Annotated in this window: 17 protein-coding genes; 12 read left to right on the top strand and 5 right to left on the bottom strand. The window is 64.8% G+C overall.

Translation table 11 applies throughout. The annotated features are described in order from the left end of the window. Nucleotides 1-9: 9 nt before the first annotated feature. On the bottom strand, nucleotides 10-396 hold the full coding sequence (locus HNH97_RS08295) for a hypothetical protein (protein ID WP_171790569.1): 387 nt from the start codon (nucleotides 394-396) through the stop codon (nucleotides 10-12). Between the two features lie 200 nt (nucleotides 397-596). Then, a complete protein-coding gene (mscL, locus tag HNH97_RS08300) occupies nucleotides 597-1,088 on the bottom strand; it encodes a large-conductance mechanosensitive channel protein MscL (protein ID WP_171790570.1) in 492 nt (163 codons plus the stop codon). 307 nt (nucleotides 1,089-1,395) lie between these two features. Between mscL and rpmE the strand changes: the two genes are divergently transcribed. The 3 genes from rpmE (at nucleotide 1,396) to HNH97_RS08315 (ending at nucleotide 3,253) form a co-directional block, all read left to right on the top strand. After that, the gene (gene rpmE, locus HNH97_RS08305) at nucleotides 1,396-1,626 is read left to right on the top strand and encodes a 50S ribosomal protein L31 (protein ID WP_171790571.1); all 231 of its coding nucleotides are present in this window, start codon (nucleotides 1,396-1,398) and stop codon (nucleotides 1,624-1,626) included. 206 nt (nucleotides 1,627-1,832) lie between these two features. Then, the gene (locus HNH97_RS08310; RefSeq protein ID WP_244949364.1) at nucleotides 1,833-2,423 is read left to right on the top strand and encodes an Hsp20 family protein; all 591 of its coding nucleotides are present in this window, start codon (nucleotides 1,833-1,835) and stop codon (nucleotides 2,421-2,423) included. Nucleotides 2,424-2,674: 251 nt separating this feature from the next. Beyond that, nucleotides 2,675-3,253 (top strand): DUF1013 domain-containing protein, encoded by a 579-nt coding sequence (locus HNH97_RS08315; RefSeq protein WP_171790572.1) that lies wholly within the window; start codon nucleotides 2,675-2,677, stop codon nucleotides 3,251-3,253. 62 nt (nucleotides 3,254-3,315) lie between these two features. Here the strand turns inward: HNH97_RS08315 and HNH97_RS08320 are convergent, their stop codons facing one another. Next, nucleotides 3,316-3,486 (bottom strand): YdcH family protein, encoded by a 171-nt coding sequence (locus HNH97_RS08320; protein ID WP_110913707.1) that lies wholly within the window; start codon nucleotides 3,484-3,486, stop codon nucleotides 3,316-3,318. Nucleotides 3,487-3,649: 163 nt separating this feature from the next. Here HNH97_RS08320 and HNH97_RS08325 point away from each other — a divergent pair, with 163 nt between their 5' ends. From HNH97_RS08325 to HNH97_RS08335, 3 genes are all read left to right on the top strand, one after another. Further along, entirely contained in the window at nucleotides 3,650-3,850 is a 201-nt protein-coding gene (locus HNH97_RS08325) for a YdcH family protein (protein WP_110094011.1), read from the top strand. Between the two features lie 132 nt (nucleotides 3,851-3,982). Then, complete coding sequence (gene purE / locus HNH97_RS08330) at nucleotides 3,983-4,441, top strand: 5-(carboxyamino)imidazole ribonucleotide mutase (RefSeq protein ID WP_110913739.1); 459 nt, start codon at nucleotides 3,983-3,985, stop codon at nucleotides 4,439-4,441. After that, the gene (locus HNH97_RS08335) at nucleotides 4,438-5,586 is read left to right on the top strand and encodes a 5-(carboxyamino)imidazole ribonucleotide synthase (protein WP_171790573.1); all 1,149 of its coding nucleotides are present in this window, start codon (nucleotides 4,438-4,440) and stop codon (nucleotides 5,584-5,586) included. Before purE ends, HNH97_RS08335 begins: the two co-directional genes overlap by 4 nt. 117 nt (nucleotides 5,587-5,703) lie before the next feature. On the opposite strand, the gene HNH97_RS08340 is transcribed toward HNH97_RS08335, so the two are convergent. Continuing rightward, nucleotides 5,704-6,393 (bottom strand): JAB domain-containing protein, encoded by a 690-nt coding sequence (locus HNH97_RS08340; protein ID WP_171790574.1) that lies wholly within the window; start codon nucleotides 6,391-6,393, stop codon nucleotides 5,704-5,706. Between the two features lie 105 nt (nucleotides 6,394-6,498). Between HNH97_RS08340 and HNH97_RS08345 the strand changes: the two genes are divergently transcribed. Then, the gene (locus HNH97_RS08345; RefSeq protein ID WP_171790575.1) at nucleotides 6,499-7,200 is read left to right on the top strand and encodes an HAD hydrolase-like protein; all 702 of its coding nucleotides are present in this window, start codon (nucleotides 6,499-6,501) and stop codon (nucleotides 7,198-7,200) included. A 3-nt stretch (nucleotides 7,201-7,203) separates the two neighbouring features. Here HNH97_RS08345 and HNH97_RS08350 read toward each other — a convergent pair whose 3' ends face one another. After that, nucleotides 7,204-7,911: a JAB domain-containing protein gene (locus HNH97_RS08350; RefSeq protein ID WP_265176132.1), complete on the bottom strand. Its 708-nt coding sequence runs from the start codon at nucleotides 7,909-7,911 to the stop codon at nucleotides 7,204-7,206. A 129-nt stretch (nucleotides 7,912-8,040) separates the two neighbouring features. Between HNH97_RS08350 and HNH97_RS08355 the strand changes: the two genes are divergently transcribed. The 5 genes from HNH97_RS08355 (at nucleotide 8,041) to HNH97_RS08375 (ending at nucleotide 14,734) form a co-directional block, all read left to right on the top strand. Then, on the top strand, nucleotides 8,041-10,281 hold the full coding sequence (locus HNH97_RS08355; RefSeq protein ID WP_171790576.1) for an ATP-dependent helicase: 2,241 nt from the start codon (nucleotides 8,041-8,043) through the stop codon (nucleotides 10,279-10,281). After that, nucleotides 10,278-11,180 carry a 50S ribosomal protein L11 methyltransferase gene (locus HNH97_RS08360; RefSeq protein WP_110913704.1) on the top strand — a complete coding sequence of 301 codons (903 nt, stop codon included), beginning with the start codon at nucleotides 10,278-10,280 and terminating at the stop codon, nucleotides 11,178-11,180. The genes HNH97_RS08355 and HNH97_RS08360 overlap by 4 nt, the downstream gene beginning before the upstream one ends. Then, on the top strand, nucleotides 11,173-11,694 hold the full coding sequence (locus tag HNH97_RS08365; RefSeq protein WP_110913703.1) for a GNAT family N-acetyltransferase: 522 nt from the start codon (nucleotides 11,173-11,175) through the stop codon (nucleotides 11,692-11,694). The genes HNH97_RS08360 and HNH97_RS08365 overlap by 8 nt, the downstream gene beginning before the upstream one ends. Nucleotides 11,695-11,755: 61 nt before the next feature. After that, the gene (locus HNH97_RS08370; RefSeq protein ID WP_110913702.1) at nucleotides 11,756-13,528 is read left to right on the top strand and encodes an aminopeptidase P family protein; all 1,773 of its coding nucleotides are present in this window, start codon (nucleotides 11,756-11,758) and stop codon (nucleotides 13,526-13,528) included. 177 nt (nucleotides 13,529-13,705) lie between these two features. After that, the gene (locus HNH97_RS08375; protein WP_110527166.1) at nucleotides 13,706-14,734 is read left to right on the top strand and encodes an isocitrate/isopropylmalate dehydrogenase family protein; all 1,029 of its coding nucleotides are present in this window, start codon (nucleotides 13,706-13,708) and stop codon (nucleotides 14,732-14,734) included. Nucleotides 14,735-14,912 lie beyond the last annotated feature (178 nt).

A 14,912-nucleotide genomic window follows, 5' to 3' on the forward strand; every position in this document is an offset into this window, starting at 1 on the left:
CCCAACGGGTTATCGTCCGGCATTCTTCAGCAGGGCGCGGGCGTCGGGGATGCAACGCGGCGCGGGTGGTGCGTCCTTGCCCGGCATATCCGGCTGGTCCGTGCAGGCGATGATCAGTTCGACCGCCTGGCGCGCGCGTTCACGCCTGCGGCGCGAGGGGTGCATCAGGTTGTTCAGGATCATCAGCTTGCCGTATTTCAGCGAAATCGACATGTCCTGCACCTGCTCACGCGACAGGGCCCCATCCTGCACACGGCTGAGCAGCCCTCCTTCGGCCATCGCATAGGACGTGACCAGCAGGTAGCTCTGCACATCGGGGGGCAGATGATTGACGTCGCGCACCTGCCCATGACAGGCCGCAAGGGTGCAGCAGCCGGCCATGGCGATAACCGACATGCGTAATTGCCTGAAAATACTTTTCATCAGGCCCCAAGCCTAGCACGTTCCCGCACGCCATGGGCAAGGGATCAGATCACGCCCCCTCCCCGCGCCCTGTCCCGCCGGGGGCACGATGGCGCGGTGGATATAAAAAAGGGCGGGCCCGGCGCACTGCCGGAACCCGCCCCGTCATGGACGTAACCACGCGTGACCGCAGATCAGGCGGTGGGCGGCGTCTTCGTCTTTTCCTGCGCCTTGAGGACATCAAGGATGTCCTGCAGCAGGAGTTCGCTGCGCGGCGGCGGCGGGGGTGCCGCAGGCGCTTCCTTCTTCGCGGCGAAGCGGGAAATGATCCGCACCACCCAGAAAATCACGAAACCGATGATGATGAACTGGATCACGGCGTTGAGGAACACGCCGATATTGAGCGTCACCGCACCGGCCTTCTGCGCATCCGCCAGGGTGGCCATGTGCGGGCCGCGCAGGGTGATGAACAGGTTGGTAAAGTCGATGCCCCCGATCAGCAGCCCGAGGAACGGAGTAAAGATGTCCTTCACCAGGCTGTTGACGATTGCGGTGAAGGCCGCGCCGATGATCACACCGACCGCAAGGTCCACCACGTTTCCGCGCATCAGGAACGCACGGAAATCCCCCAGCCAGCTTGGGGCATGGATGTCGGGCACATGCAGATGCGTAGGCTTTTGCGCCATCTGTATCTTCCTCTGAAAAGTATATTCTTCGATCTGTCTAACAACCCCCCGCCTTATTTACGACAGGGGAAATGACACGGTGTGTCATCAACAGTGCGGGTGAGGCTTACAGGTGACAGAATTCCGTCATTTGCACTGATATTTGTAACGTGGCGGATACATTTTGGATCCCGCCGAAGCGTGCGGATGCGCCATGGCCCGGCCCGCGGGCAATCAGATGTTGATCGGGCGTGCGTCCTCGTCTATACGCCAGCAAAAGTCATGCCCCGGTCGGCATCGGGGTCCTTCAGCGCGAAAGTTTTTGAACATGAAGTCCGGCATCCACCCCGATTACCACGAAATCAACGTCATCATGACCGATGGCACCGAATACAAGACCCGCTCCTGCTATGGCACGCCCGGCGCGACGCTGCGCCTTGATGTCGATCCGAAGTCGCATCCGGCGTGGACTGGCGTGCAGCGCATGCTCGACACCGGGGGCCAGGTTGCCAAGTTCAACAAGAAGTTCGGCGGTCTGGGCCAGCGCAAGAAGGGCTGAGGCACGTAACGCCTCCCTGTTTGTGTGTCAGGTCTGCCTGTCAGTATGCAAATGCCCGGCCCTTGAAAAAGGGACCGGGCATTTCCATTTCCAAGGGGTCGCAATGCCGCATGCCGGGTTGCGATGGATACCGACAGTACCGCGGTCCGCTCCGGCGTGAGGGACCGCATGACAGTAGACCTTGCTCTTATTCAGGAGGTTTTCTCATGAGTTACGATTTTGCCCCCCTGTTCCGCAGCGCCATCGGTTTCGACCGTCTGGCGCAACTGGTGGATACGGCGGCACAGAACCCCGTCAGCCCGTCCTATCCCCCTTACAATATCGAGAAGGTGGCGGATTCGCAGTATATGCTGACGATGGCGGTGGCGGGTTTCGGCCCTGACGACATCGAACTGACGGTGCAGGACAATACGCTGATCGTGGCCGGGCGCGTCGCCAGCACCCAGCCTGAGCGTGAAATCCTGTATCGTGGCATCGCCAGGCGCGCGTTTGAACGCCGCTTCGTCCTTGCGGACCATATCGTGGTGGAAAATGCCAACCTCGATAACGGCCTGCTGTGCATCGCGGTGCGCCATGTCGTCCCCGAGGCGCTGAAGCCGCGCCGCATTCCCATCTCTTCGGGCACGCCCGCGACGGTGGAACAGGCGACGGCGGAACAGGCCGGGGCGGACGCATCCCCCGCAACGCAGGCCCTGCCTGCCGCCCTACAGGACGAGGCCACGCCACAGCCACCCGCCATGCCCGCGCCCTTTGCGGGAACACCACAGGACGCCGCGCCATCCCGGCAGGCGGCCTGAGATCGTCCGGTGCGGACATGTGGGGAGGCTGCTTCTGCGGCCTCCCTTTTTTCATGCCCGGATTTTATGGCCTCCGCACGCACACGGCCCTTGACCTTTTGGGTGCGTCCCCTTCATATCCCTTGCTTCAAGTGCTTTTGTTTTTTGCGCGCCAGCAGGCACGCATGGTGTCGCCGGCGGCACTGACGATCTGCCCTTTCCCCAAGGTGCCTGCGCGTGGCGCCATCACACGCAGTAGGACCTGTTTTGCAATGAACGCTCTGCCCCTTATGCCCAAGGCCACCGCAGTGTGGCTGATTGAAAAGACTGCGCTGACCTTTACCCAGATCGCCGAATTCTGCGGCATGCACCCGCTTGAGGTGCAGGCCATCGCCGATGGTGAGGTCGCACAGGGGATCGTGGGCTACAACCCGGTGAAGAACCACCAGGTGACGCAGGCGGAAATCGAACGCTGTGAAAAGGACCCGGCCCAGCGCCTGAAGATCCTGCCTGCCCCCAACCCGATCCACCGCCGTTCCAAGGGCGCGCGCTATACCCCCGTGGCCAAGCGCAACGACCGCCCGGACGCGATTGCGTTCCTGCTGCGCAATTTCCCGCAACTGTCGGAAGTGCAGATGGTCAAGCTGCTGGGCACGACCAAGGACACGATCGAAAAGGTCCGCACCCGCCAGCACTGGAACAGCGCGAACATCAAGCCGCGTGACCCGGTCATCCTTGGCCTGTGCAGCCAGACCGACCTCAATGCGATGGTCAATGCCGCCAACGAACGCCTTGCCCGCGAAGGGCAGGCCGTGCCGCAGCCGATCGAACTCGACAACGACCCGATCTGATGGCGTGTTCCGGCCCCTGCCATTCCCATGGCGGGGCCGGGTGATGCGCGATGGCGCGGGGTTCAGCCCCGCACGCTGAGCCGCTCGATCTCCTCCTTGAGCCGCAGCTTTTCAAGCTTGAGTCGCATCAGCACCCGCTGGTCGGGCATCGGTCGCCTGTCCTCGTCAAATATCCGGTCATCCAGACGGGCGTGACGTGTCTTGAGGCTGTTGATACGTGCTTCGTACAGCATGGACTCTCCTCCAGCATGTTTGGCTACGACGCGGGTACGCTAACGCAAGGCGCGCGCCAGATGCCATGACAAAATCGCAGGTGACGGCGAATTCGCGACCATTTCGTTTTTCGGGCGCGATGTGGTTAGGATGGGATCATGTTCATGTGCTGGATGGAGCGCCATGCTGACAGACCGGGATACCCTCCTTCGCAAGCTGCACGAACTGCGCAGCGAGCATCGCGATCTTGACACCGTCATCAGCCGGATGGGTGAGCAACCCGTGGACCAGTTGCAGATCCAGCGCCTCAAGAAGCGCAAGCTGCTGCTCAAGGACGAGATCATGTGGCTTGAAAGCCGGCTGATCCCCGACAGCATTGCCTGATCGCGGCGTTTCACCTATCTGCCGCAGGGAATGTCCCTCCCCCAGACCGAAAGCCGTGAAAGTAAAGACGCCGTGACCAATTCCCCCGCCCCAACCGCCCCCAGCGACAGCGCCGTGAGCGTGGGCCTGATCATGGGCAGCCAGTCCGACTGGGAAACGATGCGCCACGCCGCCGCCGTGCTGGAGGCGCTGGAGATTCCGCACGAAATCCGCATCGTCTCCGCCCACCGCACGCCCGACCGGCTGGCGGAATACGCCCGCACGGCGCGCGCGCGGGGGCTTTCGGTCATCATCGCGGGCGCAGGGGGCGCGGCGCACCTGCCGGGCATGTGCGCGGCGTGGACCAGCCTGCCGGTGCTGGGTGTCCCGGTGGAATCGCAGGCGCTCAAGGGCATGGACAGCCTGCTGTCGATCGTGCAGATGCCCGGCGGCGTGCCGGTCGGCACCCTTGCGATCGGCCGCGCCGGGGCCAAGAACGCGGGACTGCTTGCGGCGTCGATCCTGTCGCTCGGTGATGGGGCGCTGGCGCAGCGCCTGGATAACTGGCGCGCGGAACAGACGGAGTCCGTGGCGCAGGAACCCGTGACATGAAGCCGCTTTCCCCGAACGCCGTCCTTGGCATCGTCGGCGGCGGCCAGCTTGGCCGCATGTCGGCGGTGGCGGCCGCGCGCCTTGGCTTTCGCGCCCACATCCTGACGACGGAGGCCGATGGCCCCGCCGCACAGGTGGCGCATGCGGTGACCGTGGGTGTCTATGACGACCATGACGCGCTGCGCCGCTTTGCCAATGCGGTCGATGTCGTGACGTTCGAGTTCGAGAATATCAGCGCCGACGGGCTGGACCTGCTGTCCTCGCTCCGGCCGGTGCACCCGTCGGGCCACATCCTGCGCATCAGCCAGGACCGCATCGCGGAAAAGACGTTCCTGCACGATGCCGGCATCCCGCTGGCCCCGTTCCATCTGGTCGAAAGCGAATCGGACCTGCAGGTCGCGGCAGATGCGCTGGGCTATCCCTTCATCCTCAAGACCACGCGCCTGGGATATGACGGCAAGGGGCAGGCGCGCATCCATGCGCCCGAAGACCTTGCCCCCGCCTTCGCCCGCCTGTCGCCGCACCCGCTGGTGGCCGAAGGCATGGTCGATTTCGCCTGCGAGGTCAGCGTCATGGTCGCGCGCAACGCGGCGGGCGAGGTCGTGACGTTCGATGCGACGGAAAACCGCCACCGCAACGGCATCCTCGACCTCAGCCTCGCCCCTGCGCGCATTCCCGCCGAACTCGCCACCCGTGCGCGCGGCCTTGCGACGGACATCGCCTGCGCGCTCGACCTGATCGGCATCATGGGGGTGGAGATGTTCGTCGATCGCGATGGCGGGCTCCTGGTCAATGAAATCGCGCCGCGCCCGCACAATTCGGGCCACTGGACGATGAATGCCTGTCCCGTGGACCAGTTCGAGATGCATGTCCGCGCGGTGACCGGCCTGCCCCTGCCGCCCGCGACACGCCACAGCGACGCGGTGATGAAAAACCTGATCGGGCCGGACGACATGGCGCTGTGGCCGCAGGTCATGGCGACACCCGGCCTGCTGGCGCACCATTATGGCAAGGCGCAGGCCCGTCCCGGCCGCAAGATGGGGCATGTCAACGTGCTGTTCCCCCATGGCGGCCTGCCCGGCGAATTCGGGGTGCAGGACGCGCTTGGCCCCTTGGCGACACTTGCGGACGCCAGCGCGGAATAAGAGGCCGATCAAAAAGGATGAAAGTTTTTGGGTGCCGTCTTTTGATCGCAAAAGGGGGCACCTTTCGACGATTTCCCAAAAACCTTTATGGTTTCAGCACATTACGGGATACGCCCCCTAGATCAGGCCCATCTTTCGGAAACTGATGCTGCGTCCATTCCCGACCACGAAATGATCGTGCAGGTGGATGCCCATGACACTGGCCACCTGCTGTATATGCAGGGTCATCTGGATATCCGGGGCCGAGGGCGTGGGATCGCCGCTGGGATGGTTGTGCGCAAGGATCAGGATGCGCGCATCAAGGTCGAGGGCGCGGCGCATGACCTCACGCGGGTAGACCGGGGCTTGGTCCACGGTGCCGATCCCCATGATGCGGTCCTCGATCAGGCGATGTTCCCCGTCAAGGAACAGCACCCGGAACTGCTCCGTGCTGTCATGCGCCATGACCGCCTGCAGGTAATCCACGACCCTCTGGTGCCCCGACAGGGCATCGCCCTGCCGGACATAGGCGCGATGCAGGCGCAGGGCCGCTTCGCGCACGGTGGCGATCATGGGGGACAGTGACGGGTAGGCGCCAAGCACCGCATCAAGGTCATTCGGATGGGCCGACAGCGCCATTCCGGCGGACCCGAACCGCGCAAGCAGCACGTCAACGAGCGTGTCGGTATCGACACTCCCCGCCTCCAGCGTGCACAGCACATGGCGCAGCAGCGCCCGGTCGTCCATGCCCGTGCTGTCCCCGGCACTGTCGCGGGGGCCATCCCACGGCGCGGGCAGGGCATGAGGATCGGGGGCATAGGTTCCCATTTGCGGGCATATCCGTGCAGATGTCGATAAATTCGGGACAGATGGCCCGACGACAGGGCATAGTAGGGTCCAATAATCGATAACAGACGGAGGTTACATACCCGCATGAATTTTTCCGCACCCCACGCCCCGCGCAATGCGGTCCTGTTCGACCTTGATGGCACGATCATCCGTTCCCACGACGGCATCATCGAATCCATCCATGCCGTGCTGCGCGACATGGGGCATGAACCGGACCTGTCGGTTGACCTGACATGGGTGGTGGGGCCGCCGCTGCGCGATCTTCTGGCCCATATCCTCGCCCATTACGGCGATGACCGCGTGGACGAGGCGATGGAGCTGTACCGCAAGCATTACGAAGGCGGCGGCATGCGCAAAAGCCCCCTGTTCGACGGGATGCGCCATGTGATCGAAAGCCTGCACGTGGCGGGAACGCGACTGTTTGTCGCCACGTCGAAGCCGCGCTACCTCGCGCGCAAGATCCTGCACCTGCGCGACCTGTCGCAATATTTCGACGGCCTGTCGGGCGCACGCGCGGATGACAGCGGCGCGGAAAAGCCCGAACTGATCGCCGCCCTCCTGCGGGAACATGACGTCGCGCGCAACCATGCGCTGATGATCGGGGACCGGCGTTTCGACATCACCGGCGCGCATGCGAACCATGTCCGCGCGCTTGGCGTGCTGTGGGGATATGGGGGCCGCGACGAACTGATCGCCGCCGGCGCCGACGCGCTGGTCAGCCAGCCTGACGAACTGCTCGAGGCCATCGACACGCAGTTCAGGCTGATGGCCAAACACGCCGCCTGAGCGCTACAGCATCTTCTCCCGCCGCAGGGAGGTCCAGCCTTCCTCCCCCGCGATGATGCAGTCATGCATGACCGTGGACAGCAGGCGGCCATGGGCCTCCACCTGCCGCATGACGGTGGCCGCCCCCTCCATCTGGCGGGGCGTGGGCGGGAATGTCCCGTCATCCCACACCACCACGATCGAGACCGCATGCAGCCGCAGCACGCGTTGCAGGATATCGCGGCACATGTCGGCAGGCGGCCCGTCCGGCACCCGTTCCTCCCCCACCAGGCGGTTGGTCGCATTGAGCAGCAGGAGGGTCACCCGTCCTGCCGCCGGACGGCCCCGTGCGGGCAGGGCGGCGCGCGTGGTGGCGTAATGGCTCCATGCCGCATGCAGGTCGTGGATATAGGGCTGCGGCCGCGCATCCCCCCGGCACAGGCGTCCCGCCACCATGGCAGGCAGGCCCAGCACCGCGCAGGCGCGTGGCCCCACGCCCGCCGCGCGCAGGGCATCATGGCCCGCCGACAGCACCGCGGAAAGCGACCCGAACCGCGCGATCAGGTCCTTGGCCAGCGGCTTGGTGTCGCGACGCGGGATCCCGGCGAACAGCAGCACCTCCAGGATCTCGTAATCCGCCAGCGACGCCCCGCCCGCCGCACGGATGCGCGCGCGCATGCGGGCGCGATGGCCGCCGGGGCCGGTCCTGCCACTGACTGCGCGTGATGCCACATATCCTCCCGCCTTTTTACCTTTCGCCATGCGCATCATGGCCGATGGCGGGCCCTCACCACAATGATGCAGGTCTGGTGCGCGTGGTCATGGCCTGCCGGGACCGACATTGCTATAGGTGGCCGTGTGATGGACAGTCCTTTCCCCCCCGCCCGCGTTCCCGACGGAGACGCGCCCGATTACCTTGCCCGGCTCAACCCGGAGCAACGCGCCGCGATCGAGACGACGGACGGCCCGCTGCTGGTCCTTGCCGGCGCGGGCACGGGCAAGACGCGCGTGCTGACGACGCGTTTCGCCCATATCCTGCTGTCGGGACGCGCGCGCCCGAACCAGATCCTCGCCGTGACCTTCACCAACAAGGCCGCCCGCGAAATGCGCGAGCGAATCGGCGCACTGCTCGGCGCGCCGGTGGAGGGACTGTGGCTGGGGACGTTCCATTCCCTGTGCGCGCGCATGCTGCGCCGCCATGCGGAATATGTCGGGCTGTCGAGCAGCTTCACCATCCTCGACACCGATGACCAGATCCGCCTGCTCAAGCAGGTGATCGAGCCACGCCGCATCGACACCAAGCGCTGGCCGCCGCAGGGGATCATGGGCGTCATCCAGCGCTGGAAGGACCGTGGCCTGACGCCGCAGCGTGTCAGCAAGGCGGAGGACAGCGACTTTGCCGACGGCAAATGCCGCGAGATCTATGCCGATTACCAGAAGCGCCTGATCCAGCTTAACGCCTGCGACTTTGGCGACCTGATGCTGCACATGACGGAGATCATGCGCACCCATCCCGACGTTCTGGCGCAGTATCACCGCTTCTTCCGCTACATCCTGGTCGATGAGTACCAGGACACCAACACGATCCAGTACCTGTGGCTGCGCCTGCTGGCCCAGCGTGGGGAGGGGCCGGCGAACATCTGCTGCGTGGGCGATGATGACCAGTCGATCTATTCCTGGCGCGGGGCGGAGGTGGAGAACATCCTGCGTTTCGAGCGTGACTTCCCCGGCGCCCATGTCGTACGGCTGGAACGCAACTACCGCTCCACCCGGCAGATCCTTGGCGCGGCGTCGGGCCTGATCGCCCATAACGAGGAACGGCTGGGCAAGACGCTGCATCCCGGGCGCGAGGATGCGGAGGGCGAGAAGGTGCGCGTCATCTCCGTATGGGATTCGGATGACGAGGCCCGCATGGTGGGCGAGGAACTGGAGCGCCTGCACAATGACGGCCATCCCCTGTCGGAATGCGCCATCCTGGTGCGCGCGGGATTCCAGACCCGCGCGTTCGAGGAACGGCTGATCACCATCGGCCTTCCCTATCGCGTGGTGGGGGGGCTGCGCTTTTACGAACGCGCGGAAATCCGTGACGCGCTGGCATACATGCGGGTGCTGTCGCAGCCCTCGGACGACCTTGCGTTCGAACGCATCATCAATGTCCCGCGCCGGGGCATCGGCAATACCGGCCTGCAGAAACTGCACCTGCATGCCCGTGCGCGCGACATCCCCCTGACCGCCGCCGTGCTGGAGATGCTGGCGGCGGGGCAGATCAAGGGCCGCGCACGCGAACACCTTGCCGCCCTGATGAAATGTTTCGGGCAGTGCCGCGAGGACCTGCCCCGCGAAGGACATGTGGTGGTGGTCGAACGCCTGCTTGAGGAGAGCGGCTACCTCGACATGTGGAAGGCGGACAAGTCGCCCGATGCGCCGGGACGTCTGGACAACCTCAAGGAACTGGTGCGCGCGCTGGCGGATTTCGAGAGCCTTGGCGGGTTCCTCGAACATGTGGCGCTGGTGATGGAGACGGAGGAGAACGCGGGCAACGAACGGCTGAGCATCATGACGCTGCATGGCGCCAAGGGGCTGGAGTTCGATACCGTGTTCCTGCCGGGATGGGAGGAAGGGGTCTTCCCCTCCCAGCGCACGCTTGACGAAGGGGGAGCGAAGGGGCTGGAGGAAGAGCGCCGCCTTGCCTATGTTGGGATCACGCGCGCGCGCCTGCGCGCGATCATCAGCCATGCCGCCAACCGCCGCATCTATGGCAACTGGCAGTCCGCGATCCCCAGCCGCTTTGTCGAGGAACTGCCCCCCGAATACGTGCACGCCACCGGGGATGCGACGCGCGCGCGCCATAATGCCGCAATGCGCAGCCCGGTGTTCGGGGCCACGCCCTTTCCGGTCGTGGCGCGCCGCCGCGCCGTCGTGGACGTCACGACATCGGACACACCGGCGCGCAAGACGGCCTTTCCCATTGGCACGCGTGTCTTCCACCAGAAATTCGGCTACGGCACCGTAACGTCCGTCGAAGGCAACCGCCTGGAGGTCGCGTTTGAAAAAGCCGGCCCCAAACGGGTGATCGACACTTTTGTTGAGCAGGTATCATGACCATTCCCCCCCGCCGCCACGCCACCGAACTGGAGACCATTGCGGTCACCGTCCCGCCGGAGGCCGTGGAAGCCTATGAAAACGCGCTGTCCATCGTCTGCGCGACCATCGGCATTTTCGAAGTGGACGACGCGCAGACCCAGTGGCGGGTCGAGGGCGTGCGCGATATTGGCAACGGGGAAGACGAACTGCGCACCGCCCTTGTGCTGGCGGCGGCGCTGACGGGGGTGGACGCGCCGCTTGAACGCACGCCCACCGAATCCGAAGGATGGCTTGCCCGCACGTACGAGGCGTTTCCCGAACAGACGGCGGGCCGTCGCTTCGCCATTCGCGGCACCCACCTCGAACCCGGCACGAACCCGCAGCGCATCACCCTCGTGCTTGATGCAGGCGTTGCGTTCGGGTCGGGGGAACATGGCTCCACGCGCGGGTGCCTGCGCGCGCTGGAAATGATCGCCCACCGTCGCCCGCGCCGCATCCTTGACCTTGGCTGCGGGTCGGGCATCCTCGCCATGGCGGCGGCGGCACTGCTGAAGCAGCCCGTGCTTGCCACCGATATCGATCCGTGGTCGGTGCGCGTCACCCGGCGCAATGCGCGGATGAACGGGCTGTCGCACCTGCTGTCGTGCCATCTGGGCAATGGGTGGAGCACGCCTGCCATCCGCAGGCATGCGCCCTATGACCTCGTGTTCGCCAACATCCTCGCCCGCCCGCTGTGTTCGATGGCGGCCGACCTGGCGCACAACCTGCTGCCCGGCGGCACGGCCATCCTTGCCGGGCTGCTCAACACGCAGGTGCGCATGGTGCTGTCGGCGCATCGCCGGCAGGGGCTGGTGCTTGAACGCCGCCTGCGCGAGGGGGACTGGGCCACGCTGATCCTGAGGAAGCCCGATGCCTGACCCCGTCACGGACATCCATATCCGGCCCGCGACGCCCGAGGACATTCCCGCGATCGTGGACATCATCAACGATGCCATCCGCAACAGCACGACATTGTGGGAAACGCGCGAAACCACGGTGGCGGTGCGCCTCGACTGGCTGCGTGACAGCAATGCGCAGGGCTTTCCCATCCTCGTCGCGGTGACACCCGACGGCACGGTGGCGGGATATTGTAGCTGGAAGACGTTCCGCCCGTTCTCGGGCTATGCCCACACGGTCGAACATTCCATCTACATCGCCCCGGCCTACAAGCGGCGCGGCATCGGCAGCCTGCTGCTTGGCCATCTGTGCGACCTTGCGCGCAGATCGGACGTGCATGTGATGGTCGCGGCCATCACCGCGTCGAACACGCCCTCCCGCCTGCTGCATGAACGCTTCGATTTCCAGCCCGGCGGCATGATCCCGCAATGCGGGACGAAGTTCGGCAGGTGGATGGACCTGATGTTCCTGTACAAACTCGTCCCCAACGACTGACCGCCGTCATGGACATGACGCGCCCCAGCCTTTCCCCCTTTTCCAACCGGAGCCACGTTCCATGACGGATGCCCCCACCCGCCTTCACGCATTACGCGAAACCCTGCGACAGGCCAGCGTCGATGGCTTCATCCTGCCGCGCGGGGATGAACATCTGGGCGAATATGTCGCCCCCTGTTCCGAACGGCTTGCCTGGCTGACGGATTTCACCGGCAGCGCGGGCATGGCGGCGGTGCTGATGGACCATGCGGCGGTCTTTTCCGACGGCCGTTACACCACGCAGATGGAACATCAGGTCAATGGCCTGTGCTGGGAACGGCTGCACCTGATCGAAACGCCCCCCGCACAATGGCTGGCGCAGCACGGGGCGAACGCGCGCATCGGGTACGACCCGCGCCTGCTGAGCGAAAAGGCGCTGCTGCCGTTCCTTGAGGCGGGGCTGACGCTTGTGCCGCTGGTGCGCAACCCGGTGGACGCCATCTGGACCGACCGGCCGATGCCGCCCTGCACCCCATGCCTTGAACAGCCGCTTGAATATAGCGGCCTCGACAGCGCGACAAAGCGCGCGACGCTTGCGACACAACTGCGCGACTCGGGTGCGGACTGCGTCGTGCTCAGCGACCCGGCCTCCATCGCGTGGCTGCTCAACATCCGGGGCAACGATGTGCCCTATACCCCGCTCAGCCTGTGTTTCGCCATTGTCCATGCCGATGCGACCGTCTCCCTGTTCATCGACCCGGCCAAGCTGACGCCGCGTACGCGCGAATGGCTGGGCGAGGAGGTGCGCACCTTCCTCCCCGATGACCTGCCGGCACACCTTGCGGCACTGGCGGAACGTCGGGTGCAGGTGGACCCGGCCGCCAATTCCGTGTGGTTCATCCAGACGCTGGAGCAGGCCGGGGCCACCGTCCTGCGCGCCACAGACCCGTGCGTGCTGCCCAAGGCGATCAAGAACCCGGTGGAACAGGACGGCGCGCGCCGCGCCCACGAACACGACGCGGTGGCCATCTGCCGCTTCCTGCACTGGCTGCAGACAGAGGGCGTCGGCACGGGCGAACTCGAAGCGACCGAGCGCCTCGACGCCTTCCGCAAGCAGTGTCTGGATTACCGGGAGGAAAGCTTCCCCGCCATTTCAGGTTCCGGCCCCAATGGCGCGATCATCCATTACCGCGTAACACCGGACACCGACCGCATCCTGCGCCATAACGAGGTGTACCTGATCGACAGCGGGGCGCAGTATCCCTATGGCACGACGGACATCACCCGCACGGTCTGGACCGGCCCCGAACAGCCCGACGATGATGTGTGCGACGCCTTCACCCGTGTCCTGCGCGGGCATATCGCGCTGGCGCGGGCGCATTTCCCGCAGGGGACCACGGGCCATGCGCTCGACGTGCTGGCGCGTCAGGCGCTGTGGGAAGGCGGGCTGAATTACGACCATGGCACCGGCCATGGAATCGGCAGCTACCTGTCGGTGCATGAAGGGCCGTGCAACATCTCCACCCATTACCGTCCCGTCCCGCTCGAGGCCGGGATGATCATCTCCAACGAACCGGGATATTACCGCCCCGGTGCGTTCGGCATCCGGCTGGAGAACCTGCTGCTGGTCCAGCCTGCGGTCACCAATGGCGAAAACCGTCCCTTCCTTGCGTTCGAGGTGCTGACCCTCGCGCCGTTCGATCGCCGCCTGATTGCGGTGGACATGCTCAACACCACCGAAATCGCGTGGCTCGACGCCTATCATGCACGGGTTTTTGAACAGGTGGCCCCACATCTGGACAATGTCGGGCAGACATGGCTGGAGGCGGCCTGCGCACCGCTGAGCGCCAGATAATGTGACCACGAATATGGTCCCGGACGGGGGTGATGGAATTGTCACATGCCGGTCTGGGGCCTAGGACTTTTTACCAGTTCCGACGCAACTGGATCCGACAGCGATACACGGAAACAGCCAAGCCGGTGCGCAACCTGACCCGCAGTCAGGTGCAAGCACGATAGGGAGACGTTCAAAATGTCCGCAGAAAAAACAATTCCCGCCACCCTGATCCCCGGCGACGGGATCGGCCCCGAAATTGTTGACTCCGTCATCGAAATCCTTGACGCCGTCGGCGCACCGTTCAAGTGGGAGAAGGCGCTCGGCGGTGTGGCCGCCCTTGACGCCACCGGCAGCCCGCTCCCCAAGGAAACCATCGAAAGCATCCGTCGCACCGGCCTCGCGCTGAAGGGTCCGCTGACCACCCCCGTCGGTGGTGGCTTCAAGTCCATCAACGTGACACTGCGTCAGGAGTTCGGCCTGTTCGCGAATGTTCGTCCCACAAAGACGATCGTGCCGGGCGGCCGCTTCGACAACATCAACCTCGTCATCTTCCGCGAGAACCTCGAGGGCTACTACGCCGCGCTCGAAAACTACATCCCGGTCGGTGATGACCCGCATGCCATCGCCACCAGTGCTGGCTACACCTCGCGCGCGGAATGCAACCGCATCGTCCGCTATGCCTTTGAATACGCGGTCAAGAACAACCGCAAGCGCGTGACGCTGGTGCACAAGGCCAACATCCTGAAGCTGCTGACCGGCCTGTTCCTTGAGGAAGGCCGCAAGGTCGCGAAGGAATATGAAGGCCGCGTCGAAGTGAACGAGCGCATCGTCGATGCCTGCGCCATGCAGCTTGTGACCGATCCGTGGCAGTTCGACTGCATTGTCACCACCAACCTGTTCGGTGACATCCTGTCCGACCTGACGGCGGGCCTGGTCGGTGGCCTCGGCCTCGCCCCCGGCGCGAACATCGGTGAAAAGGCCGCCGTGTTCGAGGCGGTCCATGGGTCCGCCCCCGACATCGCGGGCCAGAACAAGGCCAACCCGACCGCGCTGCTGCTGGCGGCGAACATGATGCTGCAGCATGTCGGCCGCAAGGACCTGGCCGACCGCATCGACAGCGCCATCAACAAGGTCATCACCTCCGGCGCGGTGCGCACGGGCGACCTTGGCGGCAAGGCGACCACGACCGACCTGACGGCCGCGCTGAAGCAGGCGCTGGTCTGATCTTTCCTGCCCGTTCCCGCAATGGCGCATTGCCGTTGCGGGACAGGTAAAAAAGGGCCGTGGCATCACCTGCCACGGCCCTTTTTCGTGTTCTGGCACCCCCGCCCAAAAGCCCGCATAAAAATATCAAAAGTTTTTGGTGAAGCTTTTTTCAAAAAGCTTCGAAGAACGCACCCTT

Source organism: Gluconacetobacter entanii (assembly GCF_013155425.1).
GTDB lineage: Bacteria > Pseudomonadota > Alphaproteobacteria > Acetobacterales > Acetobacteraceae > Novacetimonas > Novacetimonas entanii.